Annotated in this window: 20 protein-coding genes; 14 read left to right on the plus strand and 6 right to left on the minus strand. The window is 68.9% G+C overall.

The features are described from left to right. The first annotated feature begins 49 nt into the window (after positions 1-49). On the plus strand, positions 50-2,620 hold the full coding sequence (locus tag FB475_RS27210; RefSeq protein WP_141859390.1) for a DUF3376 domain-containing protein: 2,571 nt from the start codon (positions 50-52) through the stop codon (positions 2,618-2,620). Here FB475_RS27210 and FB475_RS27215 read toward each other — a convergent pair. From FB475_RS27215 to FB475_RS27225, 3 genes are all read right to left on the minus strand, one after another. Next, the gene (locus tag FB475_RS27215) at positions 2,595-3,419 is read right to left on the minus strand and encodes a DUF3097 domain-containing protein (protein ID WP_141859392.1); all 825 of its coding nucleotides are present in this window, start codon (positions 3,417-3,419) and stop codon (positions 2,595-2,597) included. The two genes, FB475_RS27210 and FB475_RS27215, sit on opposite strands and share 26 nt — an antisense overlap. Before the next feature lie 9 nt (positions 3,420-3,428). Then, complete coding sequence (locus tag FB475_RS27220) at positions 3,429-4,958, minus strand: NCS1 family nucleobase:cation symporter-1 (protein ID WP_141859393.1); 1,530 nt, start codon at positions 4,956-4,958, stop codon at positions 3,429-3,431. An 81-nt stretch (positions 4,959-5,039) separates the two neighbouring features. Next, entirely contained in the window at positions 5,040-5,810 is a 771-nt protein-coding gene (locus FB475_RS27225) for an MBL fold metallo-hydrolase (RefSeq protein WP_141859395.1), read from the minus strand. A gap of 135 nt (positions 5,811-5,945) precedes the next feature. On the opposite strand from FB475_RS27225, the gene FB475_RS27230 reads away from it, so the two are divergent. Genes FB475_RS27230 through FB475_RS27250 form a run of 5 tightly spaced genes read left to right on the plus strand, consistent with a single transcriptional unit; the run spans position 5,946 to position 10,643 of the window. Then, on the plus strand, positions 5,946-6,587 hold the full coding sequence (locus FB475_RS27230; RefSeq protein ID WP_238332443.1) for a ThuA domain-containing protein: 642 nt from the start codon (positions 5,946-5,948) through the stop codon (positions 6,585-6,587). After that, on the plus strand, positions 6,572-7,675 hold the full coding sequence (locus FB475_RS27235) for a Gfo/Idh/MocA family protein (protein WP_141859397.1): 1,104 nt from the start codon (positions 6,572-6,574) through the stop codon (positions 7,673-7,675). The genes FB475_RS27230 and FB475_RS27235 overlap by 16 nt, the downstream gene beginning before the upstream one ends. A gap of 49 nt (positions 7,676-7,724) precedes the next feature. Then, positions 7,725-8,747 (plus strand): heat-inducible transcriptional repressor HrcA, encoded by a 1,023-nt coding sequence (gene hrcA / locus FB475_RS27240; protein WP_141859398.1) that lies wholly within the window; start codon positions 7,725-7,727, stop codon positions 8,745-8,747. Positions 8,748-8,778: 31 nt separating this feature from the next. After that, positions 8,779-9,921: a molecular chaperone DnaJ gene (dnaJ, locus tag FB475_RS27245; protein ID WP_141859400.1), complete on the plus strand. Its 1,143-nt coding sequence runs from the start codon at positions 8,779-8,781 to the stop codon at positions 9,919-9,921. Between the two features lie 5 nt (positions 9,922-9,926). Continuing rightward, positions 9,927-10,643: a 16S rRNA (uracil(1498)-N(3))-methyltransferase gene (locus FB475_RS27250; protein ID WP_141859402.1), complete on the plus strand. Its 717-nt coding sequence runs from the start codon at positions 9,927-9,929 to the stop codon at positions 10,641-10,643. Here FB475_RS27250 and FB475_RS27255 read toward each other — a convergent pair. Next, positions 10,640-11,113 carry a YybH family protein gene (locus FB475_RS27255; protein WP_141859404.1) on the minus strand — a complete coding sequence of 158 codons (474 nt, stop codon included), beginning with the start codon at positions 11,111-11,113 and terminating at the stop codon, positions 10,640-10,642. The genes FB475_RS27250 and FB475_RS27255 overlap by 4 nt on opposite strands. Before the next feature lie 65 nt (positions 11,114-11,178). On the opposite strand from FB475_RS27255, the gene FB475_RS27260 reads away from it, so the two are divergent. Continuing rightward, entirely contained in the window at positions 11,179-11,508 is a 330-nt protein-coding gene (locus FB475_RS27260) for a helix-turn-helix domain-containing protein (RefSeq protein WP_141859406.1), read from the plus strand. Between the two features lie 7 nt (positions 11,509-11,515). Here the strand turns inward: FB475_RS27260 and FB475_RS27265 are convergent, their stop codons facing one another. Continuing rightward, positions 11,516-12,613, minus strand: coding sequence for a Gmad2 immunoglobulin-like domain-containing protein (locus FB475_RS27265; protein ID WP_141859408.1), 1,098 nt, complete (start codon positions 12,611-12,613; stop codon positions 11,516-11,518). Further along, positions 12,610-13,119, minus strand: a complete 510-nt coding sequence (locus tag FB475_RS27270) for a SigE family RNA polymerase sigma factor (RefSeq protein ID WP_238332444.1) — start codon at positions 13,117-13,119, stop codon at positions 12,610-12,612. Before FB475_RS27270 ends, FB475_RS27265 begins: the two co-directional genes overlap by 4 nt. Positions 13,120-13,425: 306 nt before the next feature. Here FB475_RS27270 and FB475_RS27275 point away from each other — a divergent pair, with 306 nt between their 5' ends. The 7 genes from FB475_RS27275 (at position 13,426) to FB475_RS27305 (ending at position 19,127) form a co-directional block, all read left to right on the plus strand. Next, on the plus strand, positions 13,426-14,352 hold the full coding sequence (locus FB475_RS27275) for a PhoH family protein (protein WP_185759470.1): 927 nt from the start codon (positions 13,426-13,428) through the stop codon (positions 14,350-14,352). After that, entirely contained in the window at positions 14,349-14,825 is a 477-nt protein-coding gene (gene ybeY / locus FB475_RS27280; RefSeq protein ID WP_141859412.1) for an rRNA maturation RNase YbeY, read from the plus strand. Before FB475_RS27275 ends, ybeY begins: the two co-directional genes overlap by 4 nt. Positions 14,826-14,832: 7 nt before the next feature. Next, complete coding sequence (locus tag FB475_RS27285) at positions 14,833-16,137, plus strand: hemolysin family protein (RefSeq protein WP_141859414.1); 1,305 nt, start codon at positions 14,833-14,835, stop codon at positions 16,135-16,137. A gap of 17 nt (positions 16,138-16,154) precedes the next feature. Further along, entirely contained in the window at positions 16,155-16,487 is a 333-nt protein-coding gene (locus FB475_RS27290) for a cytidine deaminase (protein ID WP_141859415.1), read from the plus strand. Then, on the plus strand, positions 16,471-17,400 hold the full coding sequence (gene era, locus FB475_RS27295; protein WP_141859417.1) for a GTPase Era: 930 nt from the start codon (positions 16,471-16,473) through the stop codon (positions 17,398-17,400). Before FB475_RS27290 ends, era begins: the two co-directional genes overlap by 17 nt. Continuing rightward, entirely contained in the window at positions 17,400-18,065 is a 666-nt protein-coding gene (locus tag FB475_RS27300) for a GNAT family N-acetyltransferase (protein WP_141859419.1), read from the plus strand. Before era ends, FB475_RS27300 begins: the two co-directional genes overlap by 1 nt. 117 nt (positions 18,066-18,182) lie before the next feature. Then, complete coding sequence (locus FB475_RS27305; RefSeq protein ID WP_141859421.1) at positions 18,183-19,127, plus strand: hypothetical protein; 945 nt, start codon at positions 18,183-18,185, stop codon at positions 19,125-19,127. The last annotated feature ends 40 nt before the right edge of the window (positions 19,128-19,167 follow it).

A 19,167-nucleotide genomic window follows, 5' to 3' on the forward strand; every position in this document is an offset into this window, starting at 1 on the left:
TCGTTCACTCTCCGCTGCGGGCGGCGCCGAACCGTGGTAAATCTGTCGGATGAGTGACCACGAGATCCGGATCGCGCTGGTACTGAACGGCGGCGTCAGCCTCGCGGTCTGGATGGGCGGGGTGACGCACGAGCTGGATCTGATCCGCCGCGCGTCGGGCGGTGCGGAGGCACCGAAGCCACAGCCGTACGACGCCGTGATCGCCGACCGCTGGCGCGAGCTGTGCCGGCGGGGCGAGGAACGGCGGCGCGTGGTCGTCGACGTGATCGCCGGGACCAGTGCCGGCGGCCTGAACGGATCGTTGCTCGCGACCGCGATCGCGAACGGGTCGACGCTGGATCCGGACGGCGACGACGGGCCGTGGCTGCGGCAGAAGTGGGTCGCGCTCGGTTCGCTCGACGTCGGCAAGCTCGTCCCGGCCGCGGGCGTGAAGTCGCCGTCGGTGCTCGACGGCACGTACTTCCTGCGGCAGGTCGAGGAGTTGCTCAAAGGAGTTGCCGACGCGGGCGAGAGTGCTGCCGAAGAGCCTGTCACGTTGTTCGTGACCGCGTCCGGTCTGGGCGTGCAGCAGTTCGAGGCGAAGGACGCGGCGGGGCAGGCGTTCGTCGTACCCGACCATCGTTACCTGTACGGGTTCACCAGCGAGGACGCGCCGACGTACGACGGTACGCACCGCAGGTTCACCACCCAGCAGAAGAACGGGCTGAAGGACACCGAACTGCTGGCGCGGGCCGCCCGCGCGTCGGCGTCGTTCCCGGCCGCGTTCGGCCCCGTACTGGAGACGCCGGAGCTGGCCGCGGAACCGCCCCGGATGCGGCCGCAGCCGGTCGAGTCCGGCGCGTGGCTGATCGACGGGGGCGTCCTCGACAACGCCCCGTTCGGCCCGGTACTCGACGTCGTCGCCCGCCGTCCGGTCAACGGCAAGGCGACGCGGTACGTCCTGTACGTCGTACCGTCCGCCGGGATCGGCCGCGCCTCGACGGCGTTGCCTGCCGCGAAGCAGCCGAGTTGGCGAGTGGCCGCGCTCTCCGCGGTGCAGTTCCCGCGCGAGGTCGACTTCCGGTCGGACGTCGAGCAGCTCGAACGCCTGCTGCTGGAGGCGGACGCCTCCTGGTCCGACACCCAGCGGCTCTTCGATCGTTGCCTGGCGCAACCAGCAGAGCGGGCCCGGCTGCAGGCGGCGGCGACGGCGTTGCAGCCGGCGTACTCGCGGGGTCGCGCGGCCGGTGGCGTGTGGGAGGCCGTGACGATCGCGAGTCATGACCAGTCGACCGTGCTGGACGCCGCGACCGCGCTCTCCGAGAACGAGATCGACGACATCCTGCGGACCGATCACCCGTGGGTGCCTGATCCGGACGGGTCGACGGCCGTTCTGCATGACGATGCCGAGGGCAACCCGAGCTGGTTGTGGGGGACCGGTGCGGCCGAGCGAATCGTCCGGCTGATCCTGCGCTCGTTGCGGACCCAGGTCAGCACCGCCCCACACGAGGAGCGTGCCGAGCTGGAGAAGCGGCTGACCGCGGCGAGCGACTGCCTGCTGAAGGTGCAGGCGGTTCGCGACGCCCTCGACGTACAGTTGGCCGCTGCCCATCTCGACCTGCGGCCGGCCGGTGGCGCGGAAGCGGTCGCGGTCGGGCTGAACGACATCTTCGAGCAGTTGCAGGTGCAGCGCACACTCGGCGACGCGTTCGCGGCACTCGTCCAGGTGATCGGGTGGGATCTCGTCGACACTGCGCTCGAGGTGGAGATCGTCTCGAGGTGTACGTCGGCACGCACGCCGCAGCAGCGCAGTGCGCCGTTCCAGTTCCTGCGGCTCGGTCCGGACATCCCGCTCGCGGTCCTCGACGAGCTGCAGGAAGGGTCGATCGCGAACCAGCTCAACGACCGGATCCTGTACGGCACCCAGGTCGGGCACTTCGGCGCGTTCGGTGCGGCCGACTGGCGGCGCTGGGACTGGCTGATGGGCCGCCTGCACTGCGTCGCGCATCTCGGTGCGATGCTCGGCGCGGACGCGGACTGGATCCGCGAGACCCAGCGCCAGGTGCTGCAGGCCGAGGGCTGGCAGCTGACCGAGGTCGCCGAACGGATCGAACGGCTGGCCCGGGACTTCCCGGTCGATGCCGGGATCGCCGCGCTGGTGACGATGCGGGACGAGCTGAACGAGTCGCCCGAGGGCCGTGCGATCACCAAGGGGCTCGCGGACCGGATGGTCGACGTGTCGGGCGGTCTCGGTCCGCAGGTCGGCAACTGGGTCAAGGCGGCCGCGGGCCGCAAGCATCAGCCCGGTTCGTGGCTGCTGCGCACCGCGCGCTGGTTCACCGAGCCGGCGCGGCAGACGGTGTGGGAACGGATGGTCCGCGGCGCCAAACTCACGCCGGCGCCCCGGCCGACGATCTTCCAGCCATGGTTGCCGGCGGCAACAGCAGCTGTTGGTGTGGTGCTGCTGGTCGTCGCGGCGGCAGTGGATTCTGTGCTTGCTGGTCTGTTGGCCGGTGTGGTGCTGACATTGAGTGCTGTCCTCGGCGTGATCACCTGGTACGTCCGCCGCGCCCGCCGCCGGATCCGCACCTGGCTGGAGAACCGGATGCCGGAAATCAGTCCAGGGTCACGAAATCGATGAGTTCCTCGACCCGGCCGAGCAGCGCCGGGTCGAGGTCCGCGAAGCTGTTCACCTTCGACAGAATGTGCTTCCAGGCCGCCGCGACGTCGGCCTGGTCGGTCGCCGGCCAGCCGAACGCCTGCAGCACGCCCTTCTTCCAGTCCTGCCCGTGCGGCACCTTCGGCCAGGCCTTGATCCCGACCGACGGCGGCTTGACCGCTTCCCAGATGTCGATGAACGGGTGCCCGACCACGAGCACGTACCGGTTGTTCACCTGGGCCGCGATCTTGGACTCCTTGGAGCCCTCGACCAGGTGGTCGACGAGGACGCCGAGCCGCCGGCCGGGTCCGGGCTGGAAGCGGTTGACGATCTCGACCAGGTCGTCGACGCCCTCGAGGTACTCGACCACGACGCCCTCGATCCGCAGGTCGTCGCCCCAGACCTTCTCGACCAGCTCGGCGTCGTGCCGGCCCTCGACGTAGATCCGGCCGGCCCGCGCGACCTTCGCCCGGACGTTGTCCACGGCCACCGATCCGGAGGCCGTCCGGGTCTTCTTCGCCGGTCCGGCCTTCTTCGGCGGCTTCAGGCTGACCGGTTTGCCGTCCAGCCAGAACCCCGGGCCGAGCGGGTAGGTACGGATCTTCCCGTGCCGGTCCTCGAGGTCGACGACGCCGTGCTCCCAGCGCACGATCGCGCCGACGAACCCGGAGCTGGGCTCCTCGACGACCATGCCCTTCTCGATCTCGACCTCGACGGTCCGCCCGTTCTTGGGTTTGCGCCAGTCGCCCGCGAGGACGTCGTTCCCATACCTGTCAGCCACGCGCCAACTCTAATAAGTTGGAGCCGCATGCGTGGCCGTTGACTGTCGGCTCGGCGCGGTGAGCGTGAGGACGAAGTACGCCAGGAATCCGGCGACCAGTCCGACCGCCCACGAGTAGTCGTACAGCGGCTTGAGGAACGGGATCAGGCCGTTCTGCGGGAACGGACCGGCGCCCGGGTTCGAGTACGCGCCGCCGACCGCGAGCACCGAGCCGAACAGCGTCGCGACGACGCCGCGCCAGTTCCAGCCGCCGGAGTACCAGTAGCGGCCGCCGGGTTTGTAGAGCTCGGCGAGCTGCAGGTTCGTCCGGTCGATCAGCCAGTACCCCGCGATCAGTACGCCGGCCACCGACGCGAGCAGGCCGCCGTAGAACGACAGCCATACGAAGATGTAGATCGACGGGTCCGAGATCAGCCGCCACGGCTGGATGACGATCCCGACCACGCCGGTGAGCAGGCCCGCGGTGCGGAAGTTCAGCCAGCGCGGCAGTGCGTTCGCGAAGTCGTACGACGGACTCACCACGTTGGCCGCGACGTTGCAGGACATCGTCGCCAGGATCGCCATGATCAGGCCGATCGTGACGATCACCGGGTTCTGGAACCGGCGGGTCAGCTCGACCGGGTCCCAGATCGCCGAACCGTAGAGCACCACCGTGCCGGACGTGGTGATGATCGAGACCAGTGCGATGAACGACATCGTGGTCGGCAGGCCGATGATCTGGCCCCACACCTGCGCCCGCTGGCCCTTACCGAACCGGGTGAAGTCGGGCATGTTCAGCGACAGCGTCGCCCAGAACGCGATCATGCCCATCAGCGACGGCGCGAAGATCTTCCAGAAGTCGGCGTCCCAGCCGAGCTTGGACGGCTGCGACAGGATCGGCCCGAAGCCGCCGGCCTTCACCAGGACCGCCACCATCAACGCCAGGAACGCGATCGTCACCAGCGGCGCGGCCCAGTTCTCGAACCGGCGCAGACCCTCGATACCGCGGAAGATCAGCGCCATCTGCAGTACCCAGAAGAACAGGAAACTCAGCCACATCGTCCACGGGTGCCCGCCGATCGCCGACGCGTTCGTCCAGCCCTTGCCGAACAGTTCGCCGACGATCACGAAGATCGCCTGCCCGCCGATCCAGGTCTGGATCCCGAACCAGCCGCAGGCGATGAACGCGCGCAGCAGCGCCGGGAAGTTCGCGCCGCGGACGCCGTAGAAGGCGCGCGCGAAGACCGGGAACGGGATGCCGTACTTCGTGCCGGCATGGCTGTTCAGCAACAGCGGGACCAGGACGATCAGGTTCCCGAGCGTGATCGTGAGGAACGCCTGCAGCCAGTTCATCCCGAGCGCGACCAGCCCGGACGCGAGCAGGTAGCTCGGGATGTTGTGCGCCATCCCCATCCACAAGGCGGCGTAGTTGTACGTCGTCCAGGTCCGCTCGGGCAACCGCGTCGGCGCGAGCTCGGCGTTCGCGTACGGACTGCTTCGGAGAGCTTCCGGATCCGCTAGCTCGACGCGTCCGTCGGGATGAACCGTTTGTATGGCCATGAGTCCCACCCCATCCGGTCGGGCGATGTCCGTTGCGAACAAGTTGCGGGACCGGATGACGTCATGTCAACGGACAATTACCTATCCGGGGCCGAGCAGCGGGAGGCTCGGGCGTTGCGGCGTACCGAGGACGGCGTAGCCGCGGCGGATCGCGTCCTGGAGTTTGTCGACCGGCCACGGCCAGTCGTCGGTGTGCTTGAGCGCGTCCTCGAGCGACGTACCGGCGTGGTGCAGGGTCGAGATGGTGTTCGCGACCTTGCCCAGCTCGATCGCCTGGTCGTGCGCGAACTCCAGGTCGACGACCGCGCCGTGACCCGGGACGATCCGCACGTCCTGCGGCATCATGCCGACCACGGCCTGGATCGTGTCCGGCCACTCCAACGGGAACGAGTCCTCGCCGTACGACGGCGGCGCCGACTCCTCGAGCAGGTCGCCGACGAAGAACACGTGCACGTCCGGTACGGCGACCACCGCGTCGCCGGAGGTGTGCCCGTTGCCGACCCAGAGCAGCTCGACCCGCCGGTCGCCGAGGTCGATCACCTTCGCGGCGGCGAACGTCGTACCGGCCAGCTTTTCCTCGGCGGCGGCGTTCTCGTGCAGGTAGACCTCGGCACCCTCGAAGACGCTGTTGCCGTTCACGTGGTCGAAATGGGCATGCGTGTTGACAACCCACTTCACCGGCAGGTCCGTGAGCTCGCGGATCTGTTCGCGCAACTGCTCGGCCTCTTCGATGGTCGCCCGGGTGTCGATCACCAGCGCCCCGTCCACACCGACGACCAAACCGACGTTCAGATCCCATTCGTCATACCGCCGAACCCACGTGCGGTCCCCCAGCTCGGCCCAAGCGCTCATAGGCCTGACATTACTTGGCCGCTTCCAGAACTTCCGGCCCAGGTGGTGAGAGTAACGGTTGGCAAGCCCTCTCCTTGCGACTTAAGGTCGCAAGTGTTCCGATCGGAACTCCGAAACTTTCGAAGGGTGGCCGTGGTGACGACACGACGTGCGGTAGTGGTCCGGGGTGGCTGGGAAGGGCACTCGCCGGTCGAGGCGACCGACCTGTTCATCCCGTACCTGAAGGACAACGGCTACGAGGTGACGGTCTCCGACACCACCGCGGCCTACCTCGAGCTGGACGGCGTCGACCTCGTCGTGCAGTGCGTGACGATGAGCGAGATCGAGGACGACCACTTCAAGGGCCTGGAGGCGGCGATCCGGCGCGGTACCGGGTTCGCCGGCTGGCACGGCGGGATCGCGGACTCGTTCCGGAAGAACGTCGACTACAGCTTCATCACCGGCGGGCAGTTCATCTCGCACCCGCACGGCTTCACCGACTACCGGGTGGACATCATTGCGGATCACCCGATCGTCGAGGGCATCAAGCACTTCGACGTGCACACCGAGCAGTACTACATCCACTACGACCCGACCAACACGGTGCTCGCCACCACGACGTTCGAGTCGCACCCCGACTACCCGTGGATCGAGGGCGCGGTGATGCCGGCGATCTGGACCCGGACCTGGGGCGAGGGCAAGGTCTTCGTCTGCACGGTCGGCCACAAGCTGGACGACCTGGAGACGCCCGAGGTACGCACGATCATCGAGCGGGGGCTGCTGTGGGCGAGCAAGTGACCGGAGTCGGCATCGTCGGTACCGGCGTCATTTCCGGTACCTACCTGGACCACCTCGCCAAGCTCCCCGGCGTCGACGTGGTCGCGGTCGCGGACCTGGACGTCTCGCGCGCTCAAGCCATCGCGGACCAGAACCCGGGCATCCGCGCGGTGTCACCGGAGGAGCTCTACGCGGCCGACGACGTCGACATCGTCCTCAACCTCACGATCCCGGCTGCCCACGCCGCCGTACACCAGGCGGCGATGGAGGCCGGCAAGCACGTGTACGGCGAGAAGCCGCTGGCCATGGACCGTGCCGAAGCGGAACCGCTGCTGAAGTACGCCGCTGCCAACGACCTGCGTATCGGCTGTGCACCGGACACGGTCCTCGGCACCGGCACCCAGACGGCGCGTGCGGTGATCGACCGTGGTGACATCGGCACCCCGCACGCGGCGACCGCGTTCATGGTGACCCCCGGCCACGAGCTGTGGCACCCGGCGCCCGAGTTCTATTACCGCCCCGGCGGCGGTCCGGTCCTCGACATGGGCCCGTACTACGTGACCAGCCTGGTGACGCTGCTCGGTCCGGTCGTCCGGGTCACGGCCCGCGCGGGCCGGGCGAAGCAGCAGCGGAAGATCCACACCGGACCACGCGCTGGGACCGTCTTCGACGTCGAGGTGCCGACGCACGTCACCGGCGTACTGGAGCACGAGTCGGGCGCGCTGACCACCGTGCTGATGTCGTTCGACGTCTGGGCCGGGCGGCTGCCCCGGATCGAGGTCCACGGCACGGACGGCAGCCTGTCCGTCCCGGACCCGAACGGATTCGACGGCGCCGTCGAGATCGTGACCCCGGATCAGCGCGAGTGGACCGAGGTTCCGGTCGCCGGCGGGTACGCCGGGACGGGCCGCGGGGTCGGTGTCGCGGACATGGCCCGGGCCTTGCGCACGGGCGAGCCACACCGGGCGTCGGGGGAGCTGGCGTACCACGTGCTCGACGTACTGGAGTCGTTCATCGACTCCGCCGTACAGGATCAGCCGCTTGATGTGGCCAGTACAGTGACACGTCCGGCGCCGGTTCCGTTGGGAGCCTCACCCGAGACCGCCTAGACTGGCACTCTGAACGACGGAGTGCCAAGGGTCCGAAAGGGTGGTGCGCGTGCTGGACGACCGCAAGCTGGATGTGCTCCGCGCCATCGTCGAGGACTACGTCGCGACCCATGAGCCGATCGGGTCGAAGGCACTCGTGGACCGGCACAACCTCGGGGTCTCCCCGGCCACCGTACGTAACGACATGGCCGCGCTGGAGGAGGAGGGGTACATCACCCAGCCGCACACCAGCGCCGGCCGGATCCCGACCGACGCCGGCTACCGGCTGTTCGTCGACAAGCTGAGCACGGTCAAGACGCTGTCGGCGGCGGAGAAGCGGGCGATCACGTCGTTCCTGGCCGGTGCGGTCGACCTGGACGACGTGGTCCGCCGGACCGTGCGGCTGCTCGCCCAGATCACCCGCCAGGTCGCCATCGTGCAGTACCCGTCGCTCAACCGGTCGAGCGTGCGGCACATCGAGGTCGTCACGATGAGTCCACGCCGGCTACTGCTCGTGTTGATCACCAGCAACGGGCGGGTCGAGCAGCGGCTAGTCGAACATCCCCAGGACGTCGACGAGCAGCTGATCGCCGACCTGCGCTCCCGGCTGAACTCAGCCCTCGCCGGTCAGCGCCTCACCGACGCGGCCACCTCACTGGCCGGCGTGCCCGACCTGTTCGCGCCGGCCGACCGGCCGCTGGTCTCGTCGATCGTCACCACGCTGTTCGAGGCGTTCACCGACGAGGTCGGCGAGCAGCGGATCGCGGTCGGCGGCGCCGCCAACCTGACCCGGTACGGCGACGACTTCGAGCGGAACGTGAAGCCGGTGCTGGAGGCCCTCGAGGAGCACGTCATCCTGCTCAAACTGCTCGGCGAGGCGACCAACCCGCAGACGCTGACCGTTCGGATCGGCCACGAGAACCCGTACGAGGAGCTCGCCACCACCTCGGTGGTCGCGACCGGGTACGGGTCCAAGTCGGAGGTACTGGCCACCCTCGGCATCGTCGGGCCGACGCACATGGACTACCCGAGCACGATGGGCGCCGTACGGGCCGTCGCGCGCTACGTCAGCCAGATCCTGGCTGAGTCATGATTCAAATGAAGACAACCCCCTGGTCTGGAGTATGAGCACCGATTACTACGCCGTCCTAGGTGTCAGCCGTGACGCGTCACCGGACGAGATCAAGAAGGCGTACCGCAAGCTGGCACGCCAGTACCACCCGGACGTCAACGACTCCGAGGACGCGCACCAGAAGTTCCAGGAGATCGGGCGTGCGTTCCAGGTGCTCAGCGACCCGCAGAAGCGGCAGCTGCACGACCTCGGCGGCGACCCGTTCGCCTCCGCGGCCGGCGGGCCGGGCGGGGCTGGGTTCGGCCAGGCGTTCACGTTCACCGACATCATGGACGCATTCTTCGGCCAGACCGGCGGCGCGACCCGTGGACCGCGGCCGCGCACCCGGCGCGGCCAGGACGCGTTGATCCCGCTCCGGATCGACCTGGCCGAGGCCGCGTTCGGTACGACGCGCGAGCTCAAGGTCGACACCGCCGTCCTCTGCCCGACCTGTAGCGGATCCGGCGCGGCGGCCGGGTCCGAGCCGGTGACCTGCGAGATCTGCCACGGGCGCGGTGAGGTGACGCACACGCAGCGGTCGTTCCTCGGTGAGGTGCGGACGATGCGTCCCTGCCCGAACTGCCGCGGCTACGGGACCACCATCCCGAACCCGTGCGTCGAGTGCTCCGGCGACGGGCGGGTGCGCTCCCGCCGGACCGTCACCGTGAAGATCCCCGGCGGCGTCGACACCGGCACCCGCGTGCAGCTGTCCGGTCAGGGCGAGGTCGGCCCCGGCGGCGGCCCGGCCGGCGACCTGTACGTCGAGATCGAGGTCGAGCCGCACGACATCTTCACCCGCAACGGTGACGATCTGCACTGCACGGTCACGCTCCCGATGACGGCCGCCGCGCTCGGTACGACGATCGACCTGCCGACCCTCGAGGGCGAGACGACGCCGCTCGAGGTCCGCCCCGGGACCCAGTCGGGGACGACGCAGACGCTGACCGCGCGCGGCGTACCGCGGTTGCGGCATGCCGGGCGGGGTGACCTGATCGTCCAGGTGATCGTGGAGACCCCGACGAAGCTCGACGACGCCCAGGCCGACCTGCTCCGCCAGCTCGCCATCGCCCGCGACGAGGAACGCCCCCAGGGTCAGGTCCAAGCCACGCACAAGAGCGTCTTCGGCCGCCTCCGCGACGCCTTCGGCGCGCACTAGCAGCCGTGGGTGTCGCGGTGTTCTTCCTCGCCGAGCTCGGCGAGGAAGAACTGGTACTCGACGGGGCCGAGGGCCGGCATGCCGCGGTCGTACGGCGGATCGGGCCGGGGGAGCGGGTCCGGCTGACCGACGGACGGGGTGCCTGGGCCGAGGGGTCTGTGGTCGCCGCGTCCAAGGTGGGCCTGACGGTGGCCGTGGACGAGCGGGGCAGTACGCCGGCCGCGGACCCGCGGGTCGTCGTGGTGCAGGCCGTGCCGAAGGGCGAGCGCGCTGAGCTCGCGGTGGAGATGCTGACCGAGGTCGGCGTCGACGTCATCGTCCCGTGGAACGCCGACCGCAGCCAGTTCCGCGCCAACCCGGAACGCGTCGAGAAGCTGCTCGCGAAGTGGCAGTCGTGGTCCTTCGAGGCCAGCAAACAGTCCCGCCGCACCTGGTTCACCGAGGTCGCTCCACTCGCGTCAACGTCGGACGTCGCCGCGTTGCTCGCCACCGCGGCGCTCCCGGTCGTCCTGCACGAGGAAGCCACGGTCCCCCTCGCCACCCTCGACCTACCACGGACAGGCATCATCGTCATCGTGATCGGGCCTGAGGGTGGGTTGACTCCAGCGGAGCTCTCGTCCTTCGCCGTCCCGCCGGTCCGCCTCGGCGACACCGTCCTCCGAACGTCAACGGCGGGCGTTGCAGCCGCCTCCGCCCTGCTGTCCCGCTCCCGCTGGCGCTAATCGCGAACAGCCTGCTGGTACGCCGCGAGCATGTCCGCGTCGTCGATGCTCCCGTGGTGGTGGATCTGCTGCCACGAACCGTCGTACCTGAAGACCCTGGTGGTACGGATCTGCAGCGGACGGTCGCCCAAATAGCTGCCAACCTCCCGCCCGGCGAATACCACCGAGTCGTCCAGCCAGTACGTCGCCGCGTCGCCGAACGTCACCTGGACGTTCAAGCTGCCCGCGAACACCCGCCTGTAGAGGTCCCGCACCGCCTCCCGGCCGCGCAGAATCCCTCCGACCGGGTTGTTCAGCTGGACCAACGGATCGTCCGCCCAGCCGTCGACGAGCACGTCCAGGTCCTTGTTGTTGAGCGCGTAGTAGAACGTCTCCAGCGCGGCCAGCGCGCCCTCCCGCCCCGCCGCGCGGGCCTCCGCAACTCGCGGTCGCGCGTCCGGCCCGTACCTGTAGTCGACTAGTTCGATCATCACCAGCACCTCGCTACGCTGTTAGACAGATACCGAACACAACTGTACGACGAGGATCGAACATTATGGCTGTCGAGACCGCCAGAGCCCGGACGCTCACCCATGCCGACCCGGCCGGGGTGCCGCTCCAGGCGGCCCTCGACGCGCTCGCGGACCCGGTCCGGCGCTCGATCCTGCGCGACCTGGCCGCCCACGACGACTGGACCCGCGCCTGCGGCACCTTCGACCTGCCGATCAAGAAGGCGACCGCCAGCCACCACTTCGCCGTCCTGCGCTCCGCCGGCCTGATCGAGCAGCGCGATGAGGGTGCTCGTCGCCTCAACCGGCTGCGCCGCGCCGAGTTCGACGCCGCGTTCCCCGGCCTGCTCGCCGCCACCATCGACCGCGCGGACTGACCCCGCGCTAGCTGACCACGATCGACTTGGTGTCGGTGTCGGTGATACTCCCGTCGGCCGGCGAAACCAGGTACACGCTGATCTGCCACGGGCCTGGGCTGAGCATGAGCTGGAACGAGTACGACGAGAAGGTCTGGCCCTCCTTCGTGTTCGTGAAGCCCTTCCGCACCTCGCGGGTCTTCACGTTCGTCGCCTGGTAGTTGACGGTCGACTCGAACGCGGCCGCCACACCCTGCACGGTCACCGACGGGTCGAGCGCCTCGTTCTCCGACGGCGAGTCGATCCACACCAGCGCCTGGACGTCGGCCGCCTGCGCCCGGTCGAGCGGCTGGGTGGCGTCGATCTGCCCGAACAGCCGCGGTACGGTCTGCCCGCCCTCGGTCACGCGGATCGGCGTCTGGTTGTCCTGCAACGCGCCCTGAACGGTGTACACGAGCTGCTGCGCCGCCACGCGCGCGACGTCCGGGTCCAAGGTGGCCTTCGGCAACTGCTTGAAGTCGACCGTCACCGCGTCGTCCGTGCGCGTCACCGTGTTCACCGCGGCGCCACGCCACACCGAGAAGTAGTCCGGGTCGGCGGGCTGCTTCGTCGTCATGATCCGGACCGCCTGCTCCGCCGGGTGCCCGCTCACCTTCGTCCAGGTGCGGTACAGCCGGGCCGACCGCTTCTTCGGTACGCCGATCTGCTCGCCGAGCCAGTAGACCGGGACGAGCTGGTTCTTGACGGTCTCCTCCGGTACGCCGCGGTCCGTCGGGCCGGCGGTCTTCACCGACGGGCTCGGCACCGGCGACGCGGTCAGTACCGACGGCGCCTGGCTTTCGGGCAGGGCGGTCGAGGTGTTCGCCGTACCTTGCCCGGCGACCGAGTCACCGTCGTTCGCGGTGGTGTCCGAGCCGTTGAACACGGTGAAGGCTCCGACGGCCGCCGCGGTACCGACCGCGGCCACGCCGGCGGTCAGGAACCACGGGCGCAGCCTGGACGGCCGCTGGGCGTGTGCGCGGGCGCGGATCTCGAGCAGCGCGTCGGCCGGCTCGATCCGGTCCGCCTCCTCGCGGAGGGCCCGGCGCATCACCTCGTCGAACGGATCCTTCTGCTGGTCACTCATGCGTTCTGCTCCAGGAGCTGGCGCAGCGACTTGGTCGCGCGCGCGGCATGACTCTTCACGGAACCCCGGGTGATGCCCATCGTGTCGGCGATCTCCGCCTCCGACAGGTCACCGTAATACCGCAGGACCATCACGGTGCGTTGCTTCTCCGGCAGGGTCCGCATCGCCTCGATCACCCGGTCGGTCTCGGCGGTGCGCAGGACGGCCTGTTCGGCACTGGGTTCGTCGGGCAGCGACCGCGGGGTATGCCGGTCGACCACCACCAGGTGGCGCTGGCGGGACCGGCAGCGGTTCACCACCGCGGTCCGCAGGTACGCGAGGGCCTTGTGGGGGTCGCGCAACCGGTTCCACCGGCCGTGCATCGCGACGAACGCGTCCTGCACGATCTCTTCGGCCGTGCCGGTGTCGCGCAGCAGCAGGCTCGCGAGGCGGACGAGCGAGGTGTAATGCGCCGTGTACACAGCCGTCAGCGCCTCGTCGGCATCCCACGAGGACTCATGTGTCACGCACTCTTCGTACACCACGGCCGGTTGTGCCACGAAAAGACGACGCCAAGACTGCGTCCCAGGTTGACAACAGCATGCACCGATCGGGCGCGATTCTGTAGGCACGAAGCAGGCGTCCCGGCGAATTCCGAGTGAGGCTGTCGGACGGGACGGCTAGCATGGGAGGTCCCATCACGTTTATTCAGGAGGAAGAGCCTGTCCAGGCCACGCAGTATCGAACCGGAGGCGCGCCCGAACGGCGCGGTTTCAGGTGCAGGCACCAGCACGCAGGCGTCGCACAAGATCGTCGTGCCGAACAGCATCGACATGGTGGCGCTGCTCGGAGCCCGGGACGAGTTCCTCCGCATCATCGAGAGGCTGTTCGCCGCCGACATCATGGTTCGCGGCAACGAGATCACGCTCAACGGTGAGCCGGCCGAGCTGGCCCTGGCCGAGCGGCTGATCGACGAGCTGATCGCGGTGATCCGGACCGGGCACGGGCTGACCGCGGACTCGGTCGAGCGGAGTATCGCGATGGTCAAGCAGGCCACCGCCGAGAGCCCGGCCGACGTGCTGACGCAGAACATCCTGTCCAGCCGCGGCCGTACGATCCGGCCGAAGACGCTGAACCAGAAGCGCTACGTCGACGCGATCGACAAGAACACGATCGTGTTCGGGATCGGCCCGGCCGGTACCGGCAAGACCTACCTGGCGGTGGCCAAGGCGGTCCAGGCGCTGCAGGCCAAGGAGGTCAACCGGATCATCCTGACCCGGCCGGCCGTCGAGGCCGGCGAGCGGCTCGGCTTCCTGCCCGGCACCCTGTCGGAGAAGATCGACCCCTACCTGCGGCCGCTGTACGACGCACTGCACGACATGCTCGACCCGGAGTCCATCCCGCGGCTGATGACCGCCGGCACGATCGAGATCGCCCCGCTGGCCTACATGCGCGGCCGGACGCTGAACGACGCCTACATCATTCTGGACGAGGCGCAGAACACCTCGCCGGAGCAGATGAAGATGTTCCTCACCCGGCTCGGCTTCGGCTCGAAGATGGTCGTCACCGGCGACGTCACCCAGGTCGACCTGCCGAACGGGACGAATTCCGGGCTCAAGGTGGTGCAGGAAATTCTCGACGGCGTCCAGGATCTGGCATTCTGCCGGTTGACATCGCATGACGTGGTCCGGCACAAGCTGGTCGGCCGGATCGTGTCGGCGTACGAAAACTACGAAGGCAGTGCTGATTCCCACCGATGAACGTCGAGGTCAACAACGAGTCCGGCGTGGAGATCGACGCGCACGGACTGATGCGGCTCAGCCGGTTCGTGATGTCGTCGCTGCGGCTGCACCCGGAGTGTGAGCTGTCGATCAAGCTGGTCGACGAGGACACCATGGCGCGGTACCACGTCGAGTTCCTGGACCTGCCGGGTCCGACCGACGTGATGTCGTGGCCGATGGACGAGCTCCGACCGGGTTCGGACGGCGACGCGGACGAGGACCTGCCGCTCGGGCACCTGGGCGACATCGCCCTGTGCCCGACGGTGGCCGCCGCCCAGGGCGCGAAGGCCGGCCACGGGACGTGGGCCGAGCTGGAGCTGCTCACCGTGCACGGCATCCTGCACCTGCTCGGCTACGACCACGCGGAACCCGCCGAGAAAGCGGAGATGTGGGACGTCCAGGGCCGCCTGCTGGAAGCATGGCGCGCACCTGGAAACCGTATCGAGGCGTGATACTGCCATGACATCCCACGACCTCGTTCTGCTGGTTGTGGCTGCGGTGCTCGTTCTGCTGGCCGGGCTGTTCGCCGCGGCCGAGGCGGCGCTGTCGTCGTACTCGAAGGTGCGCGCGAACGAGCAGGTCGAGCTGGGCAACCTGCGCGCGCTCCGGCTCCGCGACCTGCTCTCCGACGCCCCGCGGTACCTGAACTCGCTGCTCCTGCTCCGGCTGAGCTGCGAGATCACCGCGATCGTCCTGGTCACCCAGGCGTTGTCCGAGGTCCTCTCGGTGACCTGGGAACACATCCTGATCACCGCCGTGGTGATGGTGCTGGTCTCGTACGTGATCATCGGCGTCGCGCCGCGGACGCTCGGCCGGCAGCACTCGGACCGGTTCGCGATCCTCTCGGCCGGTCCGGTGATGACCGTGACCCGGATCCTCGGTCCGTTGCCGAAGGTGCTGATCATGCTCGGCAACGCGCTCACCCCGGGCAAGGGGTTCGCCGAAGGCCCGTTCGCGACCGAGGCCGAGCTGCGCGCGCTGGTCGACTACGCGGAGAAGTCCGCGGTGATCGAGTCCGGCGAGCGGCAGATGATCCACTCGGTGTTCGAGCTCGGCGACACCATCGTCCGCGAGGTGATGGTGCCGCGGACCGACATGGTGTTCATCGAGAAGCACAAGAAGCTCCGCCAGCTCACCTCGCTGGCGCTGCGTTCGGGGTACTCGCGGATCCCGGTGATCGGTGAGTCGCTCGACGACATCGTCGGCGTCGTCTACCTCAAGGACGTGATGCGCCGCGTCTACGACAACGCCCAGGCCGAGTCCACCGAACGGGTCGAGTCGGTGATGCGGCCGTGCATGTACGTCCCGGACTCCAAGCCCGTCGACGAGCTGCTGCGCGAGATGCAGGCCGCGCGGATGCACCTCGCGATCGTCGTCGACGAGTACGGCGGTACGGCGGGGCTGGTCGCGATCGAGGACATCCTCGAGGAGATCGTCGGCGAGATCACCGACGAGTACGACGAGGACCCGGACTCGGTGCAGCACCTGGCCGACGGCGCGTACCGGGTGTCGGCCCGGCTGCCGATCGACGAGCTGGGCGAGCTGTTCGGCGTACCGCTGGACGACGACGACGTGGACACCGTGGGCGGCCTGATGGCCAAGCTGCTCGGGAAGGTACCGATCCCCGGCGCCGAGGTCGCGATCGAGGGCCTGTCGCTGACCGCGGAGCGCCCGTCCGGCCGCCGGAACCAGGTAGGTACGGTTCTGGTACGCCGCGAGGAGCCATCTCCCGCGCCGCACGACCAGAACCACCAGCACGCCTGATCGCCTGAGGAGTACCTTTGTCTGACCTGTCCGCCGAGGACACCAAACTCGTCACGCTGGCCCGGGCCGCGCGCGCTCGTACCCGTGCGGTCGAAGGCGCCGCCGTACGGGACAGCGACGGGCGGACGTACGCCGCCTGCACCGTGGCGCTCGACAACGTCGAGCTGACCGCGCTGCAGCTCGCGGTCGCGATGGCGCTCGCGTCCGGGGTGAAGGGTCTGGAGGCGGCCGCGGTGGTCACCGACGGCGACGCGCCGGACATCCAGGTCGTCCGGCACTTCGCCGGTGCCAACATTCCCGTCGTAGTTGCCCTGGGCACCGGAGAGGTCCACGATGTCGTCCACACCTGAGAACTTCAAGGCCGGTTTCGCCTGTTTCGTCGGCCGGCCGAACGCGGGCAAGTCCACGCTCACCAACGCGCTGGTGGGGCAGAAGATCGTGATCACCTCGTCCAAGCCGCAGACCACGAGACACGCCGTCCGCGGCATCGTGCACCGGCCGGACGCGCAGCTGATCCTGGTCGATACACCCGGTCTGCACAAGCCGCGCACGCTGCTCGGCGAGCGGCTGAACGACCTGGTCAAGACCACCTGGGCCGAGGTCGACGTGATCGCTGTCTGCCTGCCGGCCAGCGACAAGATCGGCCCCGGTGACCGGTTCCTGGTCAGCGAGGCGGCCAAGGTCGCGAAGACCCCGAAGGTTGCCCTGGCCACCAAGGCCGACCTGGTCTCGCCCGACCGGATGGTCGAGCACCTCGCCGAGATCCAGGCGCTGGGGGAGTCGGTCGGGATCGAGTGGGCGTCGGTCGTCCCGGTGTCGGCGACGTCCGGGTTCCAGGTCGACGTGGTCGCCGACGAACTGGTGAAGCTGCTGCCGGAGGGCTTCCCGCTGTATCCCGACGGGGACATCACGGACGAGCCCGAGGAGACGCTGGTCGCGGAGCTGATCCGCGAGGCCGCGCTGGAGGGCGTCCGGGACGAGCTGCCGCACTCGATCGCCGTCACCATCGACGAGATGAACCTGCGCGAGGACCGGCCGGCCGACAAGCCGCTGCTCGACATCTACGCGAACATCTTCCTCGAGCGGGAGAGCCAGAAGGGCATCGTGATCGGCCACAAGGGTGCCCGGCTGCGCGAGGTCGGCGCGGCCGCGCGCAAGCAGATCGAGGCCCTGCTCGGCACGCCGGTCTATCTCGACCTGCACGTCAAGATCGCGAAGAACTGGCAGACGGACGCGAAGAACCTTCGCAAGCTGGGCTTCTGATGCTGACCAACCCCGTGTACGCCGCTCTGACCGGGCCGCACGCGTCCTTCGCCGAGGTCCGCGGCAACGCCCGCCGCTACCCGGCCGCGGTCGCGCCGTTCCTGGGCCTGCCCGACGAGCCGACCGCGGCGGACTGGGCCGACGCGGCCGAGCTGCTCAAGGCCTCCGGCCCGGCCGCGCTGATGCGGCCCGAGTTCGACGTGCCGGACGGCATCAAGCTGGACAGGAGGTTCGACCTGGTCCAGTTCGTCGCCCCGCCCGACTTGCCCGCCGAGGACGCGGAAGCGGTCCGGCTCGGCGTGGACGACGTACCGGACATGCTGGCGCTGGTCGCGCTGACCGATCCGGGCCCGTTCCGGAGCCGCACGATCGAGCTCGGCACGTACCTCGGCATCCGCCGCGGCGGCGAGCTGGTCGCGATGGCCGGTACCAGGTTCAGCCTGCCGGGGTACGCCGAGATCAGCGCGGTCTGCACGCACCCGTCGGCCCGCGGTCAGGGCCTCGCCACCCGGCTGATCCGGGCCGTGGCCGCCCACGTCACCGCGACCTCCCGGACCCCGTTCCTGCACACCGGCGGCACCAACAGCACCGCGATCCGGCTGTACCACTCGCTGGGTTTCACCCTCTCCCATGAGATGAAGGTCACAATCGTCGAGGCGGTCTAGCCTGGAACAGTTGCAACAAGCTGCAACTGTGGCGCCTGCTGTCCCCCGCGCGCGTTATGCTCGCGCACGATCTCGAGGTTCATCGAGGTCGACCATGTCCTGAGGGGGACTCCCAGTATGAAACTCAAGCGCTTCGCGCTCGCCCTGGCCGGGGTCGGCATGCTCGCCGCGACGGCCGCCACCGGACCGGCCACCGCCGCCGTCCGGACCGACCCGACGCCCGGGATCGCCAAGGGCAATCTGAAGACCACGCCGAACACGAAGCTCGCCTCCGGCGGATGCCAGCAGGACGTGGGCTTCAACACCCCGACTCCGGCGATCAACGACGTCCTGGTGACACCGGGCAAGCCGCCGCGCCCCGAGTTCTACTCGGAGTTCCGCTTCGTCGGCACCCGGCTCAACACGACGTGGTACGGCGTGAAGACCGACGCGCACATCTACACCCACGGCCTGTTCGTGCAGGGCGGAACGCTCTACCGCAGCGTCACGTACTTCGACACCGACAACCCGCGGCCGACCTACGCGCGGATCGGCTCCGGCTGGAGCAGCTTCACCCAGCTGGTGACCTCGAACTACGCGATCACCGCGCCGAACCGCTCGTACCTGTACGGGCTGAGCACCAACGGCAGCCTGTACCGCTACGCGGCGTCGGGTGCGACCTTCCGGGCACTCGGCCACTTCCCGGGTTTCAAGGGCTTCAAGGCGATGACCGTGATCTCCGAGACCCCGACCTACGACACGCTGCTGATGACCACCAAGGCGGGCGCGCTCTGGACCGTCCACATCCCGGCCGCGGCCTCGACGAAGCCGGTCCTGAAGCTGGTCCGGAGCTCGGGCTTCGCGGCGTACGAGTCGCTGGCCGCCGTGGAGTGCGGTACCAGGGGCGGCACGCTGGTGACCGGTTTCGACAACGACACCGACTCGATCTACCAGTACGCGATGAGCAAGTTCAACGGCTCGAAGACCGCGGTCACGTCCTACGGCCGGGTCCCGGGCGCCACGGTGCCGGGCACCGGCATCTTCTCGATCACCGGCCACTGGAACCAGCTGGTCGGGGAGTGATCCTGCAGTAGTGCAGAGCCCGGGGGCGCCGCGTGCTGCG

The organism is Kribbella jejuensis, assembly GCF_006715085.1.
In the GTDB taxonomy this organism is placed as follows: Bacteria; Actinomycetota; Actinomycetes; order Propionibacteriales; family Kribbellaceae; genus Kribbella; species Kribbella jejuensis.